We start from the raw sequence: 19499 nt of genomic DNA on the forward strand, positions 1-19499 counted from the left end.
TACCAACTATTGGGGTACCATCAGTGTGACACGCCGGCGAGACGCGAGGAATACTGAACGACGTGACCCGCACCGCAGACCTCACGGCGGAAGGCCGCGACCCCCTCGCCCTGGATCAGCAGGTGTGCTTCGCCCTGGCCGTCGCCTCGCGCAACGTCATCGCGCTCTACCGCCCGCTGCTGGAGCCGATGGGCCTCACCCACCCGCAGTACCTGGTGATGCTCGCCCTGTGGCAGCACTCACCGCTGTCGGTCAAGGACCTCAGCCGGCTGCTGCAGCTCGACCCGGGCACCTTGTCACCGCTGCTCAAGCGCCTGGAGGCGGCGGGTCTGGTGCGCCGGCAGCGGGCGCCGCAGGACGAGCGGACCCTCGCCGTCACCCTGACCGAGACCGGTCAGGCGCTGCGCGCCGAGGCGGAGAAGATCCCGGCGGCCGTCGTCGACCGGCTCGGCATGCCCCTCGACGAGCTGCTGCGGCTGCACGCCGCCCTCACCCGCGTCATCGAGGTCACCCGCGAGCTGTGACCGGCTCCCCGTCGATCAGCGCGAGCCATGCCGGCACCCAGTGCCGGCCGTACCGCTGCCGCAGCTCGGGCCGGCGCCAGTCCCCGCCGGTCACCACCCCGCGGCACCCCGGCGCACCGCACCGGCACTCCAGCGGGAAGGTGGCGTCGGCGGTGCTGGTCGCACAGTCGTTCGTCAGCTCCTCCGCTGCCGCGATGTCCCGCCGGGCCGCCAGGGTGTACGCGTCGATCCACCACAGGTTCGGATCGCAGCCGTCCCGGCGGCGATCGGCGCGACGGCGAACAACCCTTCCCCGGCGATCGCCGAGGCGTGTACCGCCACATCGTCGTGCAGCCAACAGTCCGGTGCCGGAGCGTCCACCATGCGCCAATCCTGCCCGTTCGCCGCCCGCGGGCGTTGCGGCGCAGGCCCCGACGACCCACGATGAGCGGCATGCAACCCGTCGCGCAGGTCATGCACGAAGCGCTCCAGGCCGACGCGGACCGCCGGTGGGAGCTCGTCACCCAGCTCCACGTCAGCGGCGGCCAGGAGGCGCTCGACCTCGCCGACCGGCTCCGGCACGACCCCGAGCCGTCCCACCGCGAGCTGGCCGCCGACGTGCTCGGCCAGCTCGGCGCCGGACCCGGCAGGGCGGCGACCGACGGCCCGTTCCACTCCGCCGCCCTGACCATCCTGCTGGCGATGATCGAGCACGAGGAGCATCCGGACGTGCTCAACTCGATCGCCGTCGGCCTAGGCCACATCGGCGACGAACGCAGCGTCGAGCCCCTCGTGCGGCTGCGCGCGCACCCCGACGTCGACGTGCGCCGCGGCGTCGTGTTCGGCCTGCTGGGCCGCCCGCAGCGGCCGGCGCTGGACGCGCTGATCAGCCTGTCCGCCGATCCGGACGACGACGTGCGCGACTGGGCGACGTTCGGCCTGGCCCGCCAGACCGACGCGGACTTCCCGGAGCTGCGCGCGGCGCTGGCCGCCCGCCTCGGCGACGACGACCCCGACACCCTCACCGAGGCGATCCACGGCCTGGCCGTCCGCGGCGACCAGCGAGCCCTGCCGCAGCTGCTGCGGCACCTGACCGCCCCGGAGCCCGAGGGCGACCGGACGGTCCTCGTCGAGGCCCTGTACGCGCTGGCCGCCGCGACCGGCGACCCGAGGCTGCTGCCGCACCTGGCGGCCGAGCGCGACACGTACACCCGCGACACACCGGACGCGGAGCCGCCCGCGGAGCTGGCCCGCGCCCTCGCCCGCTACGGCACCGGGCCGCACTGACCGCCCGGTTCAGTACCGGAAGCTCGACACGAGCGCCGACAGCTCCGAGGACATGCGGGCCAGCTCGTTGGTGGCCTGCTGCGACTCGGTGACGCCCTGGCTGGTGATGCGGGATGCCTCGGCGACGCCGGTGATGTTCGCGGCGATCTCCCCGACGCCGGAGGCGGCCTCGGACACGCTGCGGGTCATCTCGCCGGTGGTCGCGGTCTGCTGCTCGACCGCCGAGGCGATCGTCGTCTGGAAGTCGCTGATCCGGCTGATCACCTGCGAGATCTGCTCGATGGCGTGGACCGCGCCGGCGGTGTCGCCCTGGATCGCCTCGACCCGCCGGGCGATGTCCTCGGTCGCCCGGGCGGTCTCCTGGGCCAGGTCCTTGACCTCGGAGGCGACCACCGCGAAGCCCTTGCCGGCGTCCCCGGCCCGGGCCGCCTCGATGGTGGCGTTGAGCGCCAGCAGGTTCGTCTGCTCCGCGATCGAGGTGATGACCTTCACGACGTTGCCGATCTCGGCGGAGGACTCGCCGAGCTTGCCCATCGTCGAGGAGGTCGCGACCGTGACGGCCACCGCCTCGCTGGCGACCCGGGCGGCCTCGGCGGCGTTCTGGGAGATCTCGCGGATGGAGGCACCCATCTGCTCGCTGCCGGCGGAGACGGTGTCCACGCTGCGCGACACCTCCTCCGCCGCGGCGGAGACGGCCTGCGCCTGCGCGGACGCCTCCTCGGCCGACGAGGAGATCTGGGTGGTGACGCCGGTCAGCTCCTCCGCCGCGCCCGCGAGGGACGTGGCGGAGCCGTCGATGGTGACGATCGTCTGCCGCAGGCGGACCATCGCACTGTCCAGCGCCCGCCCCATCCGGCCCGGCTCGTCCGCCGACGCCAGCCCCGCCGTGCCGGTCAGGTCGCCGCGCTCCAGGCCCTCGCACACCGCCTGCACGCGGGCGAGCGGCCGCACGATGCCCCGGGCGACGAACAGCCCGACGCCGAGGGCGAGCAGGATCCCGACGACCAGCACGGCGACGGAGCGGGTACGGCTGGTCTCGTAGCCGTTGCGGGCGGCGGCCGCGGACTTCGCGGCGTCGGCGGTCTCGGCCGCGGCGAGCTTGTCGATGTCCTGGTAGAGCGCCGTGATCACCGGCGCCAGCTCGGTGTCGCGAACCCGCTGCCATCCCGCCATGTCGTTGGCCGCGCCCGCGGGCAGCTGCTTCGCCCTGGCGATCTGGACCCAGCTCTGCCAGGTCGCCTGCAGGTGGTCGATCACCTGCGGGTCCCCGGCCGGGAAGCTGCCCCGGTAGGTGGTCATCGCCGCGTCGAAGGCGCCCAGGTCCTGCTCGAACGCGTCGGCGAACTTCGCGACCGTCGACGCGTCCTGCGAGATCGCCTGGTTCGCCAGGTCGACCCGCGCCTGCAGGGCCGCGGCCTTGATCTGCCCGACGGCGCTGACGCTGGCCACGTTACTGGCGTACAGGCGCTGCGCCCGCGCGCTCGCGTCGGACAGCGCCACCAGCCCGATGACCCCGACGACGAGCGCCACCAGCGCGGCGACCGCGATGCCGGTGAGGATCTTCGTCTGGACCCCACGGTCGGCGAACCAGTTGCTCCGGCCGGCGCCCGGCACTGAATGTGACTGCGTGCTCACACATGTACGGTAAGGAGTCGCCTCGTTTGCACGGGCGCAAATTCATCATGATCGGCGCGTCTGCAGGCTCCGGTCGCCCGGGTGCGGCTGCTGCGCGGCCCACAGCGCGAGCAGGCGCAGGTTGTCATGCGACGGGCTGCCGGGGTCCGCGGTGTAGATGAACAGGGTCTGGTCCTCGTCGCCCGGCAGGGTCAGCGCCTCGTACCGGATGGTGATCGGACCGACCGCGGGGTGCGCCATGTGCTTCGTGCCGTGGGTGCGTTCATGCACCTGGTGACCGTTCCACCAGGTCCGGAACTGCGGGCTCTGCACGGCCAGCTCGTCGACGAGCTCGGTCAGCCGCGGATCGTCGGGGTGGCGGCCGGCGTACCGACGCAGCGTCCCCACGACCTCGGCGGCGACGGTCGGCCAGTCGCGGAACGCGGCCCTGGCCGCCGGGTCGAGGAAGATCCAGCGGGTGTAGTTGCGGTGCCGGGGCGGCAGCTGCGTCCAGTCGGTGAGCAGGGCCCGCGCCAGGGTGTTGGACGCCAGGACGTCGGTGCGGCGGCCGATGATGAGCGCCGGGTGGTCGACCATGGAGGCGATCATCTGCTGCATCGCCGGGCGGACCCGCTGCGCCGGCGGCTCCCCCGCGCGGTGCCGGGCCGGCCGGGCCAGGTCGCTGAGGTGGGCCCGGGCGGCCGCGTCGAGCCCGAACACGCGGGCGAGGGCGTCGAGGACCGCTTCCGACGGGCTGGCGTGCCGGCCCTGCTCGAGGCGCGTGTAGTAGTCGACGCTCACCCCGGCGAGCCGGGCGACCTCCTCGCGGCGCAGCCCCCGCACCCGCCGGCCGGCGCCCGTGCCGTCGGCGACGCCCACGGCGGACGGGCTCGTGGCCGCCCGGCACGCCCGCAGGAAGTCTCCCAGATCTGTACGCCCGGCCATGCCCTCCATGCTCCCGCCCCGGTGGCCCGCCGCCCACCGGTTGGGTGGGCATGCCGTTCCCAGGCAGGGCTGGGCCGGTCCGGCCGTGTCCGGGGGCGGGTGTCCGCTTGCAGCATGGGTGGCGTCCCACCGGGGACCGTCAAGTCCCAGCTGCACCTTGAAGGAGCACCTCATGCCGTACCCCACCACCGGACCCGCCACCTGGATCGTCACCGGCGCCTCGCACGGGCTCGGGCTCGAGCTGGTCGGGCAGCTGCTGCGGCGCGGCGACCGGGTCGCGGCGACCACCCGCTCGACCGACCGGCTGCACGCCGCGCTCGGCGCCGCCGCCGGCACCGACCGGCTGCTGGCGCTGCCCGTCCAGCTCGCCGACGAGCGGGACGTCGCCGCCGCCGTCACCGCCGCCACCGACCGGTTCGGCGCGATCGACGTCGTGGTCAACAACGCCGGCTACGGCCTGCTCGCCGCCGTCGAGGAGGTCACCGACGCCGAGGCCCGCGCCATGTTCGACGTCCAGGTCTTCGGCGCGTGGAACGTCCTGCGCGCCGTGCTGCCCGGCATGCGCGAACGGCGCAGCGGCCACATCATCACCGTCTCCTCGATCCTCGGGCTGACCGCGTTCCCGGGCTGGGGCGCGTACTGCGCGGCGAAGTACGCCGTGGAGGGCCTGACCGCCGCCCTCGCCGCGGAGGTCGCCGACCTCGGCATCCGGGTCAACCTGATCGAGCCGGGCTACCTGCGCACCGACTTCCTGCACACCGACAACCTGCGCCTGCCGTCGCGGGTCGCCGACGGCTACGACGGCATCCGGACGATGACCGACGCCCACCTCGCCATGCCCGGCACCCAGCTCGGCGACCCCGCGCGGGCCGCCGCGGCGATCATCGCCGTCGCGCGGGAGGGGACGGCACCGCTGCACCAGGTGCTCGGCTCCGACGCCCACGACCTGGCCACCGCCCAGGTCCGGGCGCTCACCGCCGACCTGTCGGCCGGCCACGCCCTGGCGCTCACCACCGACATCACCGGCGCTGTCAGCACCGCCTGATGGAGGCCAGCAGAGCGTCGATCTCCCGCTCGTAGGCAGGGTCCTCCGTGTCGGCCAGGGCGTGGACGAGCTGGCCGTGGTCGGCCTCGACGAGCGCCTCCCGCAGGTGCCGCGGCGGGGTGCCGGGCTCCTTCGGGAACACGTGCACCCAATCCGTCGGCAGGCCGAGCAGCCGCCCGCCGGTCCGGGTCACCGCTTCCGCCGGGAACGCGGTGTGCACCAGCGACGGTGCGCTGCCCCGGTACACGCTCGCCGACACGGAGGGCCCGCCCAGCGGGGTCATCCGGTACAGACGCAGCACGACGAACGACAGTCCGGCCTCCTGGAACGCCACCCACCCGGCCGGCGCGTCCAATGCGAGGACCGGCGTGCCGTCGAGCCCGGTCAGGGTCCTGGTCCCCGCCGCCGCGCCGGACCCGCGGCCGCCCGGGGCGACGGTGGCCAGGATCCCCGCGGCGAGCGCGGCGAGCCCGTCGGGGTCGTCGACGGCGTTCGGCGACGCGAACAGCTGCACCCGGACGACGCTCGTGTCGCCGGTCCGCACGAACGCGTCGGCCACCGGGACGGCCCGGCGGCCGGTGTCCAGCGGCCGGTACCCGTAGGCGACCGCGTCGCCCGCCACGGGAAGGCCGGTGAGCTGCTGCCCGGCGGGCAGCGGCCAGGACGCCACGACCGCGCCGACGTGTGCGGCGAGGTCCCCGGGCACCGTGCGGAACAGCTCGGTCGCGAGCAGCACCAGCCGCTCCCCGTCCAGGTCGTACACCACGCGGGTCTCCGACCGGTCGGACGTCGCCACCCCCATCAGCGACTGCTGCCGCGCCTCGACCCGCGCCCCTTCCGGCGGCGCGACGGTGACCCGCCCGTCGAGCAGCGACAGCGCCGGCCCCGCCACGAAGTTCCGCCCAGCCCACCCGAGTGCACCCACGCCCACAGAAGGTAGTACGCCCACGCTCACGCCGCGAACCGCTCGTCCAGGATCCCCACGCTCAGCCGGGGCCAGGCGGCGCGGGCCAGCTCAACCGCCGCCACCGGCCGTGCCGCACCGACCGCCGCGTCGGCGCGGAACCGCACGGTCGTCCCCGTCGCGCCGTCGGCGGGGACGGGGACCAGGTCGGTGACGGGCACGCCGTGCTCGTAGCGTCGGGTCCACGCGAACGTCGCCGGCTGCCGGCGGACCTCGGCGAGATGCCCGGCGTCCACGCTGCCCGCCCATCGTGCGTCGTGTTGCGCCACGGCGTTCCTGGGTCGCCCACCCCCGGATTGTCCCAGCGGCGGCCGGATCGTGCGCCGCCGCTCCGCGAACGACCGCTCGGCGAAGCTCTGCCCGCCCCGCTCGGCCGTCGTCAGGACCTGCCTGCCGACGTGGCGCGGTGGCTGCCGGAGATGTTGCGTGAACCGGTGCGCGCGCAGGCGCGGGTCGAAGTTCTGACCCTCGATGTGCCATTCGTCGCCCGGCTGGCCGTCCGGTGCAGGCAGCCGGCCGTCACGGACCACGGTGAGCCAGCACGAGCCGGCCGGGGTCGAACTCGGCGGCGTCCGCGCTGTCCCGGTCAGCCCGCCGCCGCGACGGCGTCCCGGATGGCTTGCGCGTCGCGGTCCAGCAGCGACCGTTCGCGTTCCGGCGGGGTGGCCTTGATGGTCCAGCCGTCTCCCGTGTACCGGGGGATGACGTGCAGGTGGAAGTGGAAGACGGTCTGGAAGGCGGCTGCGCCGTCACAGAGCAGGACGTTGATCCCCTCGCAGCGCATGGTCGAGCGGCGCAGGGCTCGTGCCATGGTGTGCCCGACAGATTGGTCGGGGGTTCTCGGTGGCGACGCCTGGGGAACGGTGCGGTCCTTCCACCGGGCGGTAGCGACCGCGCACACCGCGAGCGCGGCCATGACCAGCACCGCATGACGGGCAATCGCGGTGTACAGCCGGGCCTGGCACTGGTCCAGGCCGAAGCCGTCCACGCTGAACTCGAAATCTTCCACCGGCCAGCGCAACCCGGCCGCGCGGATGACCGCCGCCACAGCGACCGATTCGGGCCGGAACCGATCTCAGCCGCGCAGTCGCCGGACTGCCCGCTCGTAGCGGTCGATCCGGTCGACCACGTCCGGCGTACGGGCCAGGCGCTGGTTGTTGGCGAGGTTGTCCGCGAGGTCGGCGAGCTTCACCTGGCGAGCCAGCGGGTTACCGGCCACCTGTTCGATGTACTCCTCGTAGGTGTTCTCCGGTCGGTGAGTGATCGCCTCGACCGCCGCGACGACCACGTCAGGAAGCCCGGCGGCCCGCAGGTCGGCGGTGGTTACCGGGGTTTCTTCCAGGACGTCGTGAAGCACCGCGACCATCTGCGCACGAAAAGGGCGAACCGCGAGCATGACCCGCAATGGGTGCTGGATGTACGGCTCCCGCTCGGGGCTCGGATAGCGCTGCCCGTGGTGGGCACGGCAGGCCAGGGCGATTGCCTCCTCCAGCAGTGCGGCGTCGTCGCTCATTGGCCCATAGTGCCAGACGCCGACCGGTGCCGGCCGCTACCAGTCAGTGGCCGATCCGCCCCGCGGGCGTTTTGGCCGGTCCGCGCCGGAGAGTTCAGACCGCCAATGGCGGCTGCCGTACCAGGGCAGCGGGCTGGTTGAACCGGGCCAGGGTCCACCGCGGCGGCGGCCAGGTGGTCGGTGGTTCGCCGGTGCGCCATTCGGTCACCGAGGCGGGTCCGACGGCGAGGTCGAACGAGCGGTACAGCGGCAGCAGCCCCAGCGCGTGGAACGACACCTCCACCGTCTCGGAGTGCCCGACGATGACGACGGTCGAGCCTTCGTGGCGTTCGGCGATGTCGAGGATCGCCCGGCTGCCGCGGGTGACCAGCTCGGCCCAGGTCTCGTTGTCGCGCTGGAACGGGCGGTACACCCCGCCGCCGGTGATCGCGTGCTCCCGCAGCTGCGCGTGGGTGAGCCCGTCGGCGTAGGCGGGCACGTGCCACGTACACAAGCGGCAGTCCTCCTCGGCGGGGACTTCCAGGGCGGCGGCGATGGTGGTCGCGGTCTGCGTGGCACGCGGCAGCGTGGAGGAATAGACGGCCACGGGGCGGACGCCGCGCAGCTCGTCGGCCAGCTGCCGGGCGACGGCGCGGGCCTGGTCGTGCCCGCGGTCGGTCAGGCCCCGGCAGGCCCGCGGCCCGCCGATGAAGCCCTCGACGGTGTGCACGGACTCGCCGTGGCGGATGAAGAGCAGTCGGGTCTGCACCGCCCGATCCTCTCTCAGGATCCCGAACGGTTCCGGTGGGCCTGGCCACCAGCACCGTTCGGGATCATCCGAAAGGCGGCTCAGCAGCCGAGGCGGCGCGTCGCCAGTGCGATGTCGTCCAGCCACACGTCGAAGTGGGCCGGGGTCGGGCCCGGCTGGTACAGCTGCCAACCGAGCTTCACCGTGTCGGCCTTCGGCAGGACGAAGTCGACCGGGTTGCCGCCGTGCCGGGTGGTGGTGGCGCTGAGGTCCGGCCTGGCGACGCCGTCGATCCACAGCGCCACGCGGTTGTCGGCCGGGTCCCACTGCCACTCGAAGCACTGCCACCGGTCGGCGGTGGTCGGCGCGCTCTCCCGCCAGTCGGTCCAGTCGCCGGTCGGGCCGCCGTCGGCGCCGACGCCCCAGAACGAGCCCTGCAACGGCGGCGCCCACTGGCCGCCGACCGGGCGGACCACCTCGCTGCTGCCGCTGCCGGTGATCTCGACCAGCGTGAAGTGGGCCCAGTCCGGCGCGGTCGGGAACGCGTCGACCTTCAGCCGGACCCGGCCGTAGAAGGCGTTGCCCGGCGCGGCGAAGTCGTCGACGCGCAGGAACGCCCGACCGTTGCCCTCGGTGTGCACGTTGAGCACCCGGTTGTGCCGCTGCTGCTGGACGCGCAGCAGGCCGTGCCTGGTGTCCACGCCCCAGTCCAGCGTGGCCGGCCCGCCGGGCGGCAGCCGCTCGAAGTCCTCGCAGAACAGCAGGGTCCGGTCGGCACACCCTCTGGGCTGCTGTCCGTTGCTGGCACTGGCGGCGCCGCCGGCTGCCAGGACGGCGACGGCCGTCAGCGCGGTGGCGGCGAATCTCATGGTGGTCGACATGACGGCAGAGCATGACAGATATCGATTGATGCCGCTGTACGGTGTGGAACTTCCACGCCCGGGCGACCGTTCGCCGCCCTCGGCGCCCGCGGAGGTCAGTCCGGCAGGAGCGGCCGCATGAAGGTCCGGTCGTACCGGAGCACGCAGCCGGACTCGTCGCGGATCTTGTCGGCGGCCACGAACTCCGGATCACTGCCGAACCTGGATCGGTACCGCTCGTAGGCGGCCAGGCTCTCGAAGCTGAACAGGGCCTCGGCCCGGTCGCTGGCGCCCTCGGCCGGCAGGAAGTAGCCGTGGTGGACGCCCCCGTGCTTCGCCACGAGCCGCATCCACTCCCGGGCGAACCGTTCGAACGCCCCGATCTGACCGGGATCGATGGTGTAGTGCACGACGCAGGTGATCACGACGCCAGCGTACGGAACCGTGGCGCGTCCTCCACCAGGTTTCCGGCCGGGACGATCAGCTCGCGGCGAGGAGGCGCGGCAGGACGGCGGCGGTGGTGCTCGCCAGGTCGCGATCCAGCGCCCGCTCCCGGGGGACGAACACCATCGCGCGGCCCTCGCCGAGCGTCACGTCGTCCTGCCCGGCGTCGGTGGTGCCGCGGAAGACGTGCACCGTCACGGTGTGCGGGAAGCCCGCCTCGTACGGGCGCGGGCCGCTCCACACCGGACGCAGCTCGTCCACGGTCAGGCCCGTCTCCTCCAGCAGCTCCCGGTGCGCGGCCTGTTCGGGCGTCTCGCCCGGCTCGATGTGGCCGCCGGGCAGACTCCACTGGTTCGGCGAGACCGGCGCCTCGGCGTCGCGATGCTGCATGAGTACCGCGCCGGACGGGTCGACAAGGAGCACGAGCGCGACCTCATAGGTAGCCATGGCAAGATCGTGCCAGGTCGTCCACGGGCCGGTTCGCGGTGCCGGCCCGCCCACCGGCCACGGCCGTCCTGCCAGACCCGCAGATCGTCGCCGACGACCTCGACCTCCGGCCCCGGGTCATGCTCGGCGCCGGCGGTGGGGCGGGTCTGGCAGCACACGTCGTCGGCCGATCATCCCAGCGCCCTGCCGGACTACCACCGGCGCGGGCTGCGCGCGTTCAGGACGGAAGAACGCGACCGCGCCTGACGTCAGCCGCCGGCGCTTACCGCCCGCGGTCGGCGATGACCGTCCCGCCGAGGCCGGACCGGGAGGTTGGTTGGCCGACGAGCTCGACGAGCACGTCGTCGCGGCAGTCGTCGCCGAAGACGGCGGTGACGGCGTCCGTGAACGCGGCCACGAGACGGGCGACGACGCCCGCCGCGTCCGGGCGGGCGAACACCTCCTCGCGCATGCCGAAGGTGACCGACGGCGCGGCCGTGCTCAGCGCCGCTCCCCCGCGGGCCCACCGGCCGGCGGGGATGCCGATCAGCCTGACGTCCACCGAGGGTCGGGCCCATTCGCCGTACACGGACACCACGGCGTCGGTCAGTGCGCCGATGACGGCGGGTTCGTGCCCGGCGAGCTCCGACTCGAGCGCGTAGAGCGTCACGTGCGGCATCGGCGGCTCCTCGAGGTCAGACAGCAGCGTACCGAAGGGCGCCGTCGCGCGGTGGGCTCAGTGCCGCAGCAGGCCTCCGACCGGGACCGGGGCGACGTGGCCGGTCGGGGGCAGGGTCCGCGCCAGTGCCAGCCCGACGTCGACCAGCGACGAGCGGGGCAGGCGGGCCACGTCCGGGACCGGTGTCCAGACCGACTCGGCGATGTCGCCACCGGGCTCGGGGCGCGGCGTGCCACCGGTGATGCGCACCAGGTAGAAGATGCCGACGTTCTGGTGCTCGACGCCGAGCCGTGCCTCGGCGGCGGGAATCACCCGCGAGTCCACACCGAGCAGCCGTTCGACGAGCGCGTCGCAGCCGGTCTCCTCCGCGACCTCGCGGATGACCGCGTCGAACGGATCCTCGGCGGGCTCCACCTTGCCGCCGGGAAGGGTCCAGGTGGTGTCGCCGGCCGGCGACACGTGGCGGGCCAGCAACACCCGCCCGTCCTCGACGCACACGGCGTAGGCGGCCAGCCGGAGGCTCATCCGAACCGCCGGTCGGACCATGGCCGGCCGGCGGCACGAACGCCGGTGCGGTCGATGCGCGTATCGGCGAAGGTCGAACGTTCGGGTGAGATCCGGTACACAACCGCCACGATAGTCTCTGGGCCGTGACGCGGGACGCGCTTCGATCTTCGGCGAGCCCCGGGGCCGGTGTGGACCGGACCGTCCGGCGTTGCGTCGTGGCGACCGTCGCGGTGGCGGTGTCCGGCACCGCCTGGTGCGTCGCCTATCTCACCGTCGGCGCCGGCACGGAGGCGCTCGCGTACACGTTCGCGCCCGTTGGCGGGGTGTTCGCGGCCGTGGCCGTGCACCGGCTCGCCCGGCGCGGCGACCTCGCCCCGGTGGCCCGCCGCTTCTGGCGCGCCGCGCTGCTCGCCGTCACCGTCATCACCGTCGGGTACGCGTGGCTGGCGCTGGACATGCTCACCCACGCCGCGCAGGCGCGCACGCGGACCATGCCGGTGCCGGCCGCGGCCTGCGTGGCGATCGGGTTCTGCGTCGCCATCTGGGCCGTCGCGCGGGTGCCGGTCGCGGCGACCGGCCGGGCGGAGCGGTGGCGGATGCTGCTGGACCGCACGATCGCGTTCCTCGGCTGTACGGCCGTGCTGTGGTACGTCGGCCTCGCCCCCATGCTGTCGGCCCGTGAACCGTGGAGCCGGCAGGCGATGGTGCTGGTCGGGCTGGCGTTCCTGGTCACCGTCGGCGCCGCGACGAAGGTCTCGTACGTGATGGGCGGGCCGGTCGACCGCACCGCGATCCGGCTCGTCGCGGCCGCCGGTGGGGTCCCCGCCGGTATCGTCGCGGTGCTCGCCGTGCAGTACGGGTACGCCGGTGGGGTGCCCGCGCAGGCGATCGTGATGCCGTTCGCGCCGGCGCTCGTCGCGTTCGGGGTCGCCGCCCAGCGCCGCGCCGACCTCGGGCCGCGCCGCGACCAGGGACGCAGCGGCGTGCTGCTGCCGTACCTGGCGGTGGTGGCCGTGGACCTGCCGCTGCTGGCGTTGGCGTGCGGGGCGCCGCTGCACTGGCCGAGCCGGGTCGTCGTCATCGCCGCCGTGCTCGTCACCGGGCTGGTCACGGTGCGGCAGTTCCTCGCGTTCCGGGAGAACACGCTGCTGCTGCGCAACACCCGGCTGCAGGAGGAGCGGCTGCAGTACCAGGTCAGCCACGACGGGCTCACCGGCCTGGCGAACCGGGCGCTGTTCCGCGGACGGCTCACCACCGCCCTGGCCAGGACCGGCCGCGCGGCGGTGCTGCTCGTCGACCTCGACGACTTCAAGACCGTCAACGACCTGCTCGGCCACGGCGTCGGCGACCAGCTGCTCGTGTCGGTCGCGCAGCTGCTGGCCGCCGAGGTGGGCGACGACGGGCTGCCGGTGCGCGTCGGCGGCGACGAGTTCGCGGTGCTGCTCACCGCCCCCGACGCCGACCCGGAGGAGCTGGCCGGCCGGCTCCTCGCCGCGCTCAACCAGCCCATCAGCGAGCACCGGCTGCTGGTGCAGGCGAGCATCGGCATCGCCGACGCCCAGCCCGGCGCGACCGTCGACGCGGTGCTGCGCGACGCCGACGTCGCCATGTACACGGCGAAACAGCGCGGCAAGGCGAGCTTCGTGCGCTACACCGAGGGCATGGGCGAGCCGGTGCTGGCGCACATGCAGCTCGGCGGGGAGCTGCGGCGCGCCCTCGACGACGGTGAGCTGCGCGTGGTGTACCAGCCGATCCTGCGCCTCGCCGACCACCGGGTCATCGGCGTCGAGGCCCTGGTGCGCTGGCACCACCCGACCCGGGGCGTGATCAGCCCGGCCGAGTTCATCCCGGCCGCCGAACGCACCGGCCTGATCGTGCCGCTGGGCCGGTACGTGCTGCGCGAGACCTGCCACCAGGCGGCCGCGTGGCTGGCGGAGTACGGGCCGGACGCCCTGGAGGAGGCGGGCCTCAACGTGTCCGCCCGGCAGCTGCACGACCCGGACTTCGTCGCCGACGTGACCGCCGCCCTCACCGACAGCGGCCTGCCCTGCCGGCGGCTGGTCCTCGAGGTGACCGAGTCCGCGGTCCTGCGCGGGCAGCAGGTGTCGCGCACCCTGTACGAGCTGGACCGCATGGGCATCCGCCTGGCGCTGGACGACTTCGGCACGGGCGAGTCGTCGCTGAGCCTGCTGCGCGCGTTCCCCGCCGCGATCGTCAAGCTGGACAAGTCGTTCGTGGACGGCATCGAGATCGACGACGGCCGGCCCGCGGCCGCGGACGCCCGGCAGGCGGTGGCCCGCGCCGTGGTCCAGCTGGCGCACGCGCTCGGCCTGGACACCGTCGCCGAGGGCGTGGAGAGCGCCGAACAGGCGGCGGTGCTGCGCGACCTCGGCTACACCGTCGGGCAGGGGTACCACCTGGCCCGGCCGATGACCGCCGGGGAGTTCGGCGTGCTGCTCGACCGGCAGCGCTCGGCGCCGGGCCTCACACGTGGCAGCGCAGCCGCACGATGAGCACGTCGCCGGGCAGCCGCTCGAGGTACGCCGCGATGTCCACCCACGTCCACGGCTCGGTGCGCCCCTCGCGGTGCGGGCAGCCGGCGAGGCTGTCGCACGCGCCGTGCACCGGCCGGTAGTTGCGCTCGATCCACCAGCCGGCCAGGTCCAGCAGCTCGCCCGGCCCGCCGGCGCAGGTGCCGTCCGGCCGCGGCAGCACGGTGCGGGGGTCGTCCGCGGCGCCCGGCCGCATGCGGAACCCGTGGCTGGCGGCGATCGTCCACGGCTGCCACTGGTCGCGTTCGGCCGGGTAGCCGCACATCGCCTCGAAGGGCGCCATCGCGGCGCCGAGCGCGCCGGCCAGGTCCGCGCCCGCCGACGGCGGCAGACACACGACGATGCCCAGTCCGGCCGCCGGCGCACTGTACGGCCACCTCTTATTGCAACTCGATGGCAATTACGGCAGACTCGCAATTGACGGGCGCGGCGGCGCCCGGCGCGATGGTCCTCAACCGGACCGGGCGCCGCCACGTCCCCGGAAAGGACCACGCCCGGATGACCGAGCTGCTCGACGCCACCCGGTTCCTCGCCCTGCGCGCCGGGCTCGCCGACGTCTACCGGGCGGTGTTCGGCCGGGCGCCGTGGAGCGAGCCACCCGCTGCGGCCCAGGCGTTCGCCGACCGGCTGCCGGACGAGGCCGGGCAACCCGGGTTCCGGGCCGTGGTCGCCCGTGACGGCGGCGGCACCCTCACCGGGTTCGGCTACGGCTACCTGACCCCGTCACCGTTCCCGACCGGCCGCAGCTACGACAGCGTCCGCGCCGCGGTCGGCGACCGTGCCGCGGACACCCTCAGCGGCACGTTCGAGGTCCTGGAGCTGGCCGTGCGCCCCGACGCGCACGGGCAGGGCACCGGCCGGAGCATGCTCACCGCCCTCGTCGCCGACCGGCCGGCGTGGCTGCTCACCGCCACGTTCGCGCCGGGGGCGGTCGCGTTCTACGACCGGTGCGGCTGGAAGCGGCTGGGCGAGGCCGACGACATCGTCGTCTACGGCGCGCCGGCGGGCTCAACCGCGGGGCACTGACCCCGTCACGGCAGCGGCGGGTAGGCGTTGGCGAGCAGGCCGCGGAAGGCCGCCGGGAACCACTCGCCCGCCGGCGGGGCCAGCGGCAGCGCGCCGGTCGGGTTGTAGCCGTTGCGGATCCCGCCGCCGTACAGCGGGTCGCACATCGGCTGCACGACCCGGTTGTCGGTGTCCGGGCGCAGCGGGTCGCTGGAGCCGTCGGACTCCCCCGGCGGTTTCATCCACTCGTAGGCGTCGATCCCGGCGGCGGGGGCCGATCGGGGCCGCTCCCCCAGCCCGGCGCCGGCCTGGTTGCACCAGTTCATGATGCGGTACCGCCGGTCGACGCGGGACTGCTCGACGAACACGTTGCGGTTCGTCGACGTGCTCGCCAGGCTCGGGCGGGCCGGGCCGCCCCAGCCGTTGCGGGACGTGTCGATGAGCATGCCGATGCCGGTGGCGAAGCCCTCACCGACCAGCCGGGTCCGCAGCGCCTGCGCGAAGGACAGCTCGTCGACGACCGTGTTCCAGTCCGCCCACCGCGACCGGCGGGCGCAGCCGGTCGGGGGCGTAGCGCAGCGCCCGCACGTACACGCCGCTGGTCGCCGCCTCGGTGCACGGGTCGACGAACTCGGCCCGGTAGCGGGTCAGCTCGCCGAGGGCGAAGTCGCCGGTGGAGTACGCCCGTTCGCAGTCGCGGCCCGGCAGGTCGTTGAGCACCAGCTGGACGTAGCCGGTACCCTGCGCGAGCGCGGCGTCCAGGTGCGCCCGCAGCGCGGACGGTGGCCGGCCCGGGTGAAAGTCACATCCGGCAGGCGAGCCGGGCGGCGGTCACCGCGCTGTGGAACGACACCTCGCTGAGCAGCCCGGGCGCGGCGACCATGTCCCCGGCGAGGTACACGCCGTCGCCCCGGTCGACGGCCGGCCGGTCCCGCCGAGGGTGCGGGCGTGCGCGGCGAGCCGGTCGACGAGGCCGTTCCAGCCGCCGGTGACGTACTGTGCGGGCGGGTTCGGCGCGAAGACCCGCAGCAGGCGTGGCCAGACGAACGCGGCCGACAGCCGTCCCGGGTCGGCGTCGAAGGTCGCCACGCCCATGAGGTTCGCCGCGGCGTCCGCCGCCGGGTCGCCGTGCCGGTCGCGGATCCAGGTGCGGAAGTCGGCGTCGACCGGTGCCCGCCGGCGCCGGGCCGCGAGGACCGGCAGCAGCGCCGCCGGCGGGGTGCGCCGCAACCGGCCGCCGCGGCGGAAGCGGAACCCGGCGAGCCCCGCGGCCGGCACCCCGCCGGCGGCGCCGATCAGGTCCCGGTCGGCGAGCCACCGCCACCAGGGCCCGTCGCGGTACAGCACGTGCGGGCCGTCATGCGCGACGTACGGCCCGGTCGTCGCGCGGGCCCGGCCGCCGAGGGTGCGGTGCGCCTCCAGCAGCCGCACGCGCGCGCCGGCCTCGGCGCAGGTGACAGCCGCGACAAGCCCGGCGAACCCGCCGCCGACCACGGTGACCCTCGGCGATGCCCCGTTCCTGATCCTCTGCATGGCGGTCAGACGACGTAGCCCACAATCGTGTGACATGGACGCCGGGCAGCGCTTCGAGCAGCACCGCCGGTACCTGTTCGCGGTCGCCTACCGACTGCTCGGCAGCGCCGCGGACGCCGAGGACGCCGTGCAGGAGACGCTGCTGCGCCGGTACACCTCGGGAGCCGACGACCTCGAGCACCCCCGGGCCTGGCTGACCACCGTCATCTCACGGATCTGCCTGGACATGCTCGGCTCGGCCCGCGCCCGCCGCGAGACCTACCCCGGCACCTGGCTGCCGGAGCCGCTCGCCGGTTACGACGACACCGACCTCGGCAACGAGGTCGCGCTGCGCGAGTCGGTGCGCACCGCCGTGCTGCTGGTCCTGGAGACCCTGTCACCCGCCGAGCGGGTCGCGTTCGTCCTGCACGACGTGTTCGGCATGGACTTCGACCGGCTCGCCGACGTCGTCGGCCGCACCCCCGCCGCCTGCCGGCAGCTCGCCTCCCGGGCCCGCCGCCGGGTCAGGCAGGAGGCCCCGCCCCGCACGCCGGTCACCGCCGACGAGCACCGCCGGGTCACCGCCGCGTTCCTCAAGGCCACCGCCGACGGCGACCTCACCGACCTCCTCGCCCTGCTCGACCCCCGGGTCGTGCTGCGATCCGACGGCGGCGGCGAAGTCCTCGCGGCGCGCCGCCCGGTCCACGGCCCGCAGCAGGTCCTGACGCTGCTGTCCGGCCTCGGCCGCCGGTACGCCGGGGCGCGGGCCCGCCCGGTGCGACTCGCCGGCGGCCCGGGCTACGTGCTGGAGCTGGGCGGTACGGTCCTCGGCGTCCTGGCCGTCGACCTCGCCGGCGGCCTGATCACCGACCTGTACCTCGTGGTCGATCCAGCCAAGCTGCGCCGCCTCGCGTAGCCCGCGTCCGCCACCCGAGCAGGTGACGACCTAGGCGGCCGGTGGTGGGGTCCGCAGGCCTTCCAGCAGCGTGAGGAGGTACCGGCGGGCGGTGGCGGACCGCTCGGCCGGGGTCTCGCAGTGAACCTCGGCGGCGTAGGCGATCCCGCACATCAGCGGCACCAGGTCGGGGGCGGTCAGGTCGGTGCGCACCACCCCGGCGGCGTGGGCTCGGGCCAGCAGGGTGGTGCCGGCCGAGCGCAGCGACTCCTTGAGCTGCGTGGTGCGCGGCAGGGCGTCACTGGCGGCGGCCGAGACCGTGGCCAGGGACGGGTCGGTGACCTGGGCCTGCACCGTGTGCAGCAGGAAGCCGGTCAACGCCCGCCAGGGGTCGGTGTCGCGCAGCGCCGCCTCGCCGTGCCCGGCGAGCGTCTCCAGGCACGGCAGGGCGACGGTCTCCAGCAGCGCCTCCGGCGTGGGGAAGTGCCGGTAGACGGTGCCGACGCCGAGGCCGGCGCGGCGGGCGACGTCGTTGAGCTGCAGCGGGGTGTGCTCGTCGACCAGTTCGCGGGCCACGGCGACGATGCGGTCCCAGTTGCGGGCGGCGTCCTTGCGCAGCGGCGGCCTGGTCATGTGATCAGCATATTTCGACCGCCTGCCCGAGGGCCGGCCGCTACGCCGCCGTCAGCGGCGCGTGCCGCTCGCTCAGTCGGCGCACGGCCGCGACGACGCCGGGCCGCGTCGCGGGCTTGAACGGTGGCACCGGCTCCCCCGCCGCGCCGATCACGACGCCGGTGCGGCCCTCCAGCGCGGCCGCGGTGCCGGCGACGATCGACGGCACGGCGGCCACGGACGCCGGCCCGGCGGTCGACCGGGCGAACCTGCGCCGGACCAGCGGCCACAGCAGGCGCAGGCCCGGTGAGACGATGCGCGGGTCGTCCATCGTGCCGGTGGTCATGTCGGTGGCCGCGCCACCGGGGTCGGCGGCGAAGACCGACACGCCCGACCCGTCCAGCCGCGCGGCCAGATCGAGGGTGTAGACGAGGTTCGCGAGCTTGGCCCGGCCGTACCAGTGGAAGCCGTAGTAGCCACCGGGCGGCTCGACCGCGTCGAACACCCGCCTGGCCACCCCGACCGCGCCCGAGGTGACGTTCACGATCCGGCTCGGCGCGCCGGCGGACAGGGTCGGCAGGAGCAGCTCGGTGAGCAGGTACGGCGAGAGGTGGTTGACCACGAACGACGCCTCGACGCCCCCGACGTCCCGGCGTTCGGCGAACATCGCGCCGACGTTGTTGACCAGCACCTTCAGCGGCTCCCCCGAGCCGGCGTGCTCGGCGGCGACCCGCGCGGCGAGCGCACGGACCTCGTCGAGCGAGGACAGGTCGGCCGGCAGGAAGCGGGCCGGATGCGCCGGTGCCGTCGCCGCGATCCGCTCGACCGCCCGGGCACCCCGGCCGCCGTCGCGGCCGACGACCGTGACGGCGAAGCCGTGCGCCGCCAGCCCGACCGCCGTCTCCAACCCGATGCCACCGGTCCCCGCCGTGACGATCGCATGCTGTCGCACAGTCACTCCTCAAATCGGATAGTCCATCCACTTGAGGTGACCGTAGCAGTAAATCGGATGCGCTATCCGCTCCGCGACTGTGGCGCTGGTCATGCCTGCTGCTTCGAGACAGCACCGACAACGACCTGACAACGACCCTCACGACGACCCAGAGGACGACGAGGAACGGCACGGGTCGCCGATCGTCGCGGAGTTCCCGGTGGGCGGTGGCTACGCCCTCGGGCTCGACATCGGCGCCGGCTTCAGCATGATCAAGCTGGGCATGCGCACCCCGGACGCGGCCGGGACCCTGGAGCTGGGGTGGGACGACCGGGCGCGATGGCACCCCGACGCGCCGCGCTGGGCCGAGCTGCCGATCGACTTCGGCCCGCCGGCACCCGTCACGCCGTGGTGGCCGCGCACCCGGGACTGGCTGCACCGCGTCGACGGGCAGCGCAGCGCGGTGGCCTGGCACCGG

At 74.4% G+C, this 19499-nt stretch carries 24 protein-coding genes and 1 pseudogene; 6 read left to right on the plus strand and 19 right to left on the minus strand.

Annotated features, from left to right (window positions below; all coding sequences use genetic code 11):
• Positions 1-62: 62 nt before the first annotated feature.
• A complete protein-coding gene (locus OP18_RS31915) occupies positions 63-524 on the plus strand; it encodes a MarR family winged helix-turn-helix transcriptional regulator (protein WP_033362826.1) in 462 nt (153 codons plus the stop codon).
• Between the two features lie 432 nt (positions 525-956).
• The gene (locus OP18_RS31920) at positions 957-1790 is read left to right on the plus strand and encodes a HEAT repeat domain-containing protein (RefSeq protein WP_162189867.1); all 834 of its coding nucleotides are present in this window, start codon (positions 957-959) and stop codon (positions 1788-1790) included.
• A 9-nt stretch (positions 1791-1799) separates the two neighbouring features.
• On the opposite strand, the gene OP18_RS31925 is transcribed toward OP18_RS31920, so the two are convergent.
• The gene (locus OP18_RS31925; RefSeq protein ID WP_052387638.1) at positions 1800-3425 is read right to left on the minus strand and encodes a methyl-accepting chemotaxis protein; all 1626 of its coding nucleotides are present in this window, start codon (positions 3423-3425) and stop codon (positions 1800-1802) included.
• A gap of 45 nt (positions 3426-3470) precedes the next feature.
• A complete protein-coding gene (locus OP18_RS31930; RefSeq protein WP_033362828.1) occupies positions 3471-4349 on the minus strand; it encodes a helix-turn-helix transcriptional regulator in 879 nt (292 codons plus the stop codon).
• A 172-nt stretch (positions 4350-4521) separates the two neighbouring features.
• Here OP18_RS31930 and OP18_RS31935 point away from each other — a divergent pair, with 172 nt between their 5' ends.
• Positions 4522-5394: an SDR family NAD(P)-dependent oxidoreductase gene (locus tag OP18_RS31935; protein ID WP_033362829.1), complete on the plus strand. Its 873-nt coding sequence runs from the start codon at positions 4522-4524 to the stop codon at positions 5392-5394.
• On the opposite strand, the gene OP18_RS31940 is transcribed toward OP18_RS31935, so the two are convergent.
• The 11 genes and pseudogenes from OP18_RS31940 to OP18_RS31985 all read right to left on the minus strand — a co-directional run bounded on the left by OP18_RS31940 (position 5381) and on the right by OP18_RS31985 (position 11532).
• The gene (locus OP18_RS31940) at positions 5381-6319 is read right to left on the minus strand and encodes a hypothetical protein (protein ID WP_156089945.1); all 939 of its coding nucleotides are present in this window, start codon (positions 6317-6319) and stop codon (positions 5381-5383) included. The genes OP18_RS31935 and OP18_RS31940 overlap by 14 nt on opposite strands.
• A 26-nt stretch (positions 6320-6345) precedes the next feature.
• On the minus strand, positions 6346-6888 hold the full coding sequence (locus tag OP18_RS59895; RefSeq protein WP_052387639.1) for a hypothetical protein: 543 nt from the start codon (positions 6886-6888) through the stop codon (positions 6346-6348).
• Between the two features lie 56 nt (positions 6889-6944).
• On the minus strand, positions 6945-7169 hold the full coding sequence (locus OP18_RS62665) for an HIT family protein (protein WP_425388669.1): 225 nt from the start codon (positions 7167-7169) through the stop codon (positions 6945-6947).
• A gap of 15 nt (positions 7170-7184) precedes the next feature.
• Positions 7185-7397: pseudogene (locus tag OP18_RS62670) on the minus strand (IS701 family transposase); the annotation flags it as partial.
• A gap of 36 nt (positions 7398-7433) precedes the next feature.
• Positions 7434-7871 carry a bifunctional (p)ppGpp synthetase/guanosine-3',5'-bis(diphosphate) 3'-pyrophosphohydrolase gene (locus OP18_RS31955; RefSeq protein ID WP_033362831.1) on the minus strand — a complete coding sequence of 146 codons (438 nt, stop codon included), beginning with the start codon at positions 7869-7871 and terminating at the stop codon, positions 7434-7436.
• A gap of 94 nt (positions 7872-7965) precedes the next feature.
• Positions 7966-8619: a histidine phosphatase family protein gene (locus OP18_RS31960; protein WP_052387641.1), complete on the minus strand. Its 654-nt coding sequence runs from the start codon at positions 8617-8619 to the stop codon at positions 7966-7968.
• 80 nt (positions 8620-8699) lie between these two features.
• Positions 8700-9479: a hypothetical protein gene (locus tag OP18_RS31965; protein ID WP_169788975.1), complete on the minus strand. Its 780-nt coding sequence runs from the start codon at positions 9477-9479 to the stop codon at positions 8700-8702.
• A 95-nt stretch (positions 9480-9574) separates the two neighbouring features.
• A complete protein-coding gene (locus OP18_RS31970; RefSeq protein ID WP_033362832.1) occupies positions 9575-9883 on the minus strand; it encodes an NIPSNAP family protein in 309 nt (102 codons plus the stop codon).
• 55 nt (positions 9884-9938) lie between these two features.
• Positions 9939-10349 carry an NUDIX hydrolase gene (locus OP18_RS31975; protein ID WP_033362833.1) on the minus strand — a complete coding sequence of 137 codons (411 nt, stop codon included), beginning with the start codon at positions 10347-10349 and terminating at the stop codon, positions 9939-9941.
• 262 nt (positions 10350-10611) lie between these two features.
• Complete coding sequence (locus OP18_RS31980) at positions 10612-11007, minus strand: hypothetical protein (protein WP_033362834.1); 396 nt, start codon at positions 11005-11007, stop codon at positions 10612-10614.
• Between the two features lie 57 nt (positions 11008-11064).
• Positions 11065-11532, minus strand: a complete 468-nt coding sequence (locus tag OP18_RS31985; RefSeq protein ID WP_033362835.1) for an NUDIX hydrolase — start codon at positions 11530-11532, stop codon at positions 11065-11067.
• 197 nt (positions 11533-11729) lie between these two features.
• Between OP18_RS31985 and OP18_RS31990 the strand changes: the two genes are divergently transcribed.
• Complete coding sequence (locus OP18_RS31990; RefSeq protein ID WP_245635597.1) at positions 11730-14027, plus strand: putative bifunctional diguanylate cyclase/phosphodiesterase; 2298 nt, start codon at positions 11730-11732, stop codon at positions 14025-14027.
• Here OP18_RS31990 and OP18_RS31995 read toward each other — a convergent pair.
• Entirely contained in the window at positions 13999-14403 is a 405-nt protein-coding gene (locus tag OP18_RS31995) for a hypothetical protein (RefSeq protein ID WP_033362836.1), read from the minus strand. The two genes, OP18_RS31990 and OP18_RS31995, sit on opposite strands and share 29 nt — an antisense overlap.
• A gap of 56 nt (positions 14404-14459) precedes the next feature.
• Between OP18_RS31995 and OP18_RS32000 the strand changes: the two genes are divergently transcribed.
• A complete protein-coding gene (locus tag OP18_RS32000) occupies positions 14460-15092 on the plus strand; it encodes a GNAT family N-acetyltransferase (protein WP_156089946.1) in 633 nt (210 codons plus the stop codon).
• A gap of 5 nt (positions 15093-15097) precedes the next feature.
• Here the strand turns inward: OP18_RS32000 and OP18_RS53365 are convergent, their stop codons facing one another.
• The 3 genes from OP18_RS53365 to OP18_RS62005 form a co-directional block, all read right to left on the minus strand.
• Complete coding sequence (locus OP18_RS53365; protein WP_081971289.1) at positions 15098-15580, minus strand: glycoside hydrolase family 6 protein; 483 nt, start codon at positions 15578-15580, stop codon at positions 15098-15100.
• Complete coding sequence (locus OP18_RS53370; RefSeq protein ID WP_052387645.1) at positions 15540-15791, minus strand: glycoside hydrolase family 6 protein; 252 nt, start codon at positions 15789-15791, stop codon at positions 15540-15542. The genes OP18_RS53365 and OP18_RS53370 overlap by 41 nt, the downstream gene beginning before the upstream one ends.
• A gap of 111 nt (positions 15792-15902) precedes the next feature.
• Entirely contained in the window at positions 15903-16604 is a 702-nt protein-coding gene (locus OP18_RS62005) for an NAD(P)-binding protein (RefSeq protein WP_211273736.1), read from the minus strand.
• 34 nt (positions 16605-16638) lie between these two features.
• Between OP18_RS62005 and sigJ the strand changes: the two genes are divergently transcribed.
• Positions 16639-17499: an RNA polymerase sigma factor SigJ gene (gene sigJ / locus OP18_RS32015; RefSeq protein WP_033362837.1), complete on the plus strand. Its 861-nt coding sequence runs from the start codon at positions 16639-16641 to the stop codon at positions 17497-17499.
• A gap of 30 nt (positions 17500-17529) precedes the next feature.
• On the opposite strand, the gene OP18_RS32020 is transcribed toward sigJ, so the two are convergent.
• Complete coding sequence (locus OP18_RS32020; RefSeq protein WP_033362838.1) at positions 17530-18111, minus strand: TetR/AcrR family transcriptional regulator; 582 nt, start codon at positions 18109-18111, stop codon at positions 17530-17532.
• Between the two features lie 40 nt (positions 18112-18151).
• The gene (locus OP18_RS32025) at positions 18152-19042 is read right to left on the minus strand and encodes an SDR family NAD(P)-dependent oxidoreductase (protein WP_211273737.1); all 891 of its coding nucleotides are present in this window, start codon (positions 19040-19042) and stop codon (positions 18152-18154) included.
• Positions 19043-19499 lie beyond the last annotated feature (457 nt).

The organism is Dactylosporangium aurantiacum (assembly GCF_000716715.1).
Taxonomy (GTDB): Bacteria; Actinomycetota; Actinomycetes; order Mycobacteriales; family Micromonosporaceae; genus Dactylosporangium; species Dactylosporangium aurantiacum.

Excerpts from the sequence above, each read along its gene's own strand:
- OP18_RS31920 (WP_162189867.1), top strand. The coding sequence starts at position 957 with ATGCAACCCGTCGCGCAGGTCATGCACGAAGCGCTCCAGGCCGACGCG.
- OP18_RS31930 (WP_033362828.1), bottom strand. The coding sequence starts at position 4,349 with ATGGCCGGGCGTACAGATCTGGGAGACTTCCTGCGGGCGTGCCGGGCG.
- OP18_RS31935 (WP_033362829.1), top strand. The coding sequence starts at position 4,522 with ATGCCGTACCCCACCACCGGACCCGCCACCTGGATCGTCACCGGCGCC.
- OP18_RS62665 (WP_425388669.1), bottom strand. The coding sequence starts at position 7,169 with ATGGCACGAGCCCTGCGCCGCTCGACCATGCGCTGCGAGGGGATCAAC.
- OP18_RS31955 (WP_033362831.1), bottom strand. The coding sequence starts at position 7,871 with ATGAGCGACGACGCCGCACTGCTGGAGGAGGCAATCGCCCTGGCCTGC.
- OP18_RS31965 (WP_169788975.1), bottom strand. The coding sequence starts at position 9,479 with ATGTCGACCACCATGAGATTCGCCGCCACCGCGCTGACGGCCGTCGCC.
- OP18_RS31975 (WP_033362833.1), bottom strand. The coding sequence starts at position 10,349 with ATGGCTACCTATGAGGTCGCGCTCGTGCTCCTTGTCGACCCGTCCGGC.
- OP18_RS31980 (WP_033362834.1), bottom strand. The coding sequence starts at position 11,007 with ATGCCGCACGTGACGCTCTACGCGCTCGAGTCGGAGCTCGCCGGGCAC.
- OP18_RS31985 (WP_033362835.1), bottom strand. The coding sequence starts at position 11,532 with ATGAGCCTCCGGCTGGCCGCCTACGCCGTGTGCGTCGAGGACGGGCGG.
- OP18_RS32000 (WP_156089946.1), top strand. The coding sequence starts at position 14,460 with ATGGCAATTACGGCAGACTCGCAATTGACGGGCGCGGCGGCGCCCGGC.
- OP18_RS62005 (WP_211273736.1), bottom strand. The coding sequence starts at position 16,604 with ATGCAGAGGATCAGGAACGGGGCATCGCCGAGGGTCACCGTGGTCGGC.
- sigJ (WP_033362837.1), top strand. The coding sequence starts at position 16,639 with ATGGACGCCGGGCAGCGCTTCGAGCAGCACCGCCGGTACCTGTTCGCG.
- OP18_RS32020 (WP_033362838.1), bottom strand. The coding sequence starts at position 18,111 with ATGACCAGGCCGCCGCTGCGCAAGGACGCCGCCCGCAACTGGGACCGC.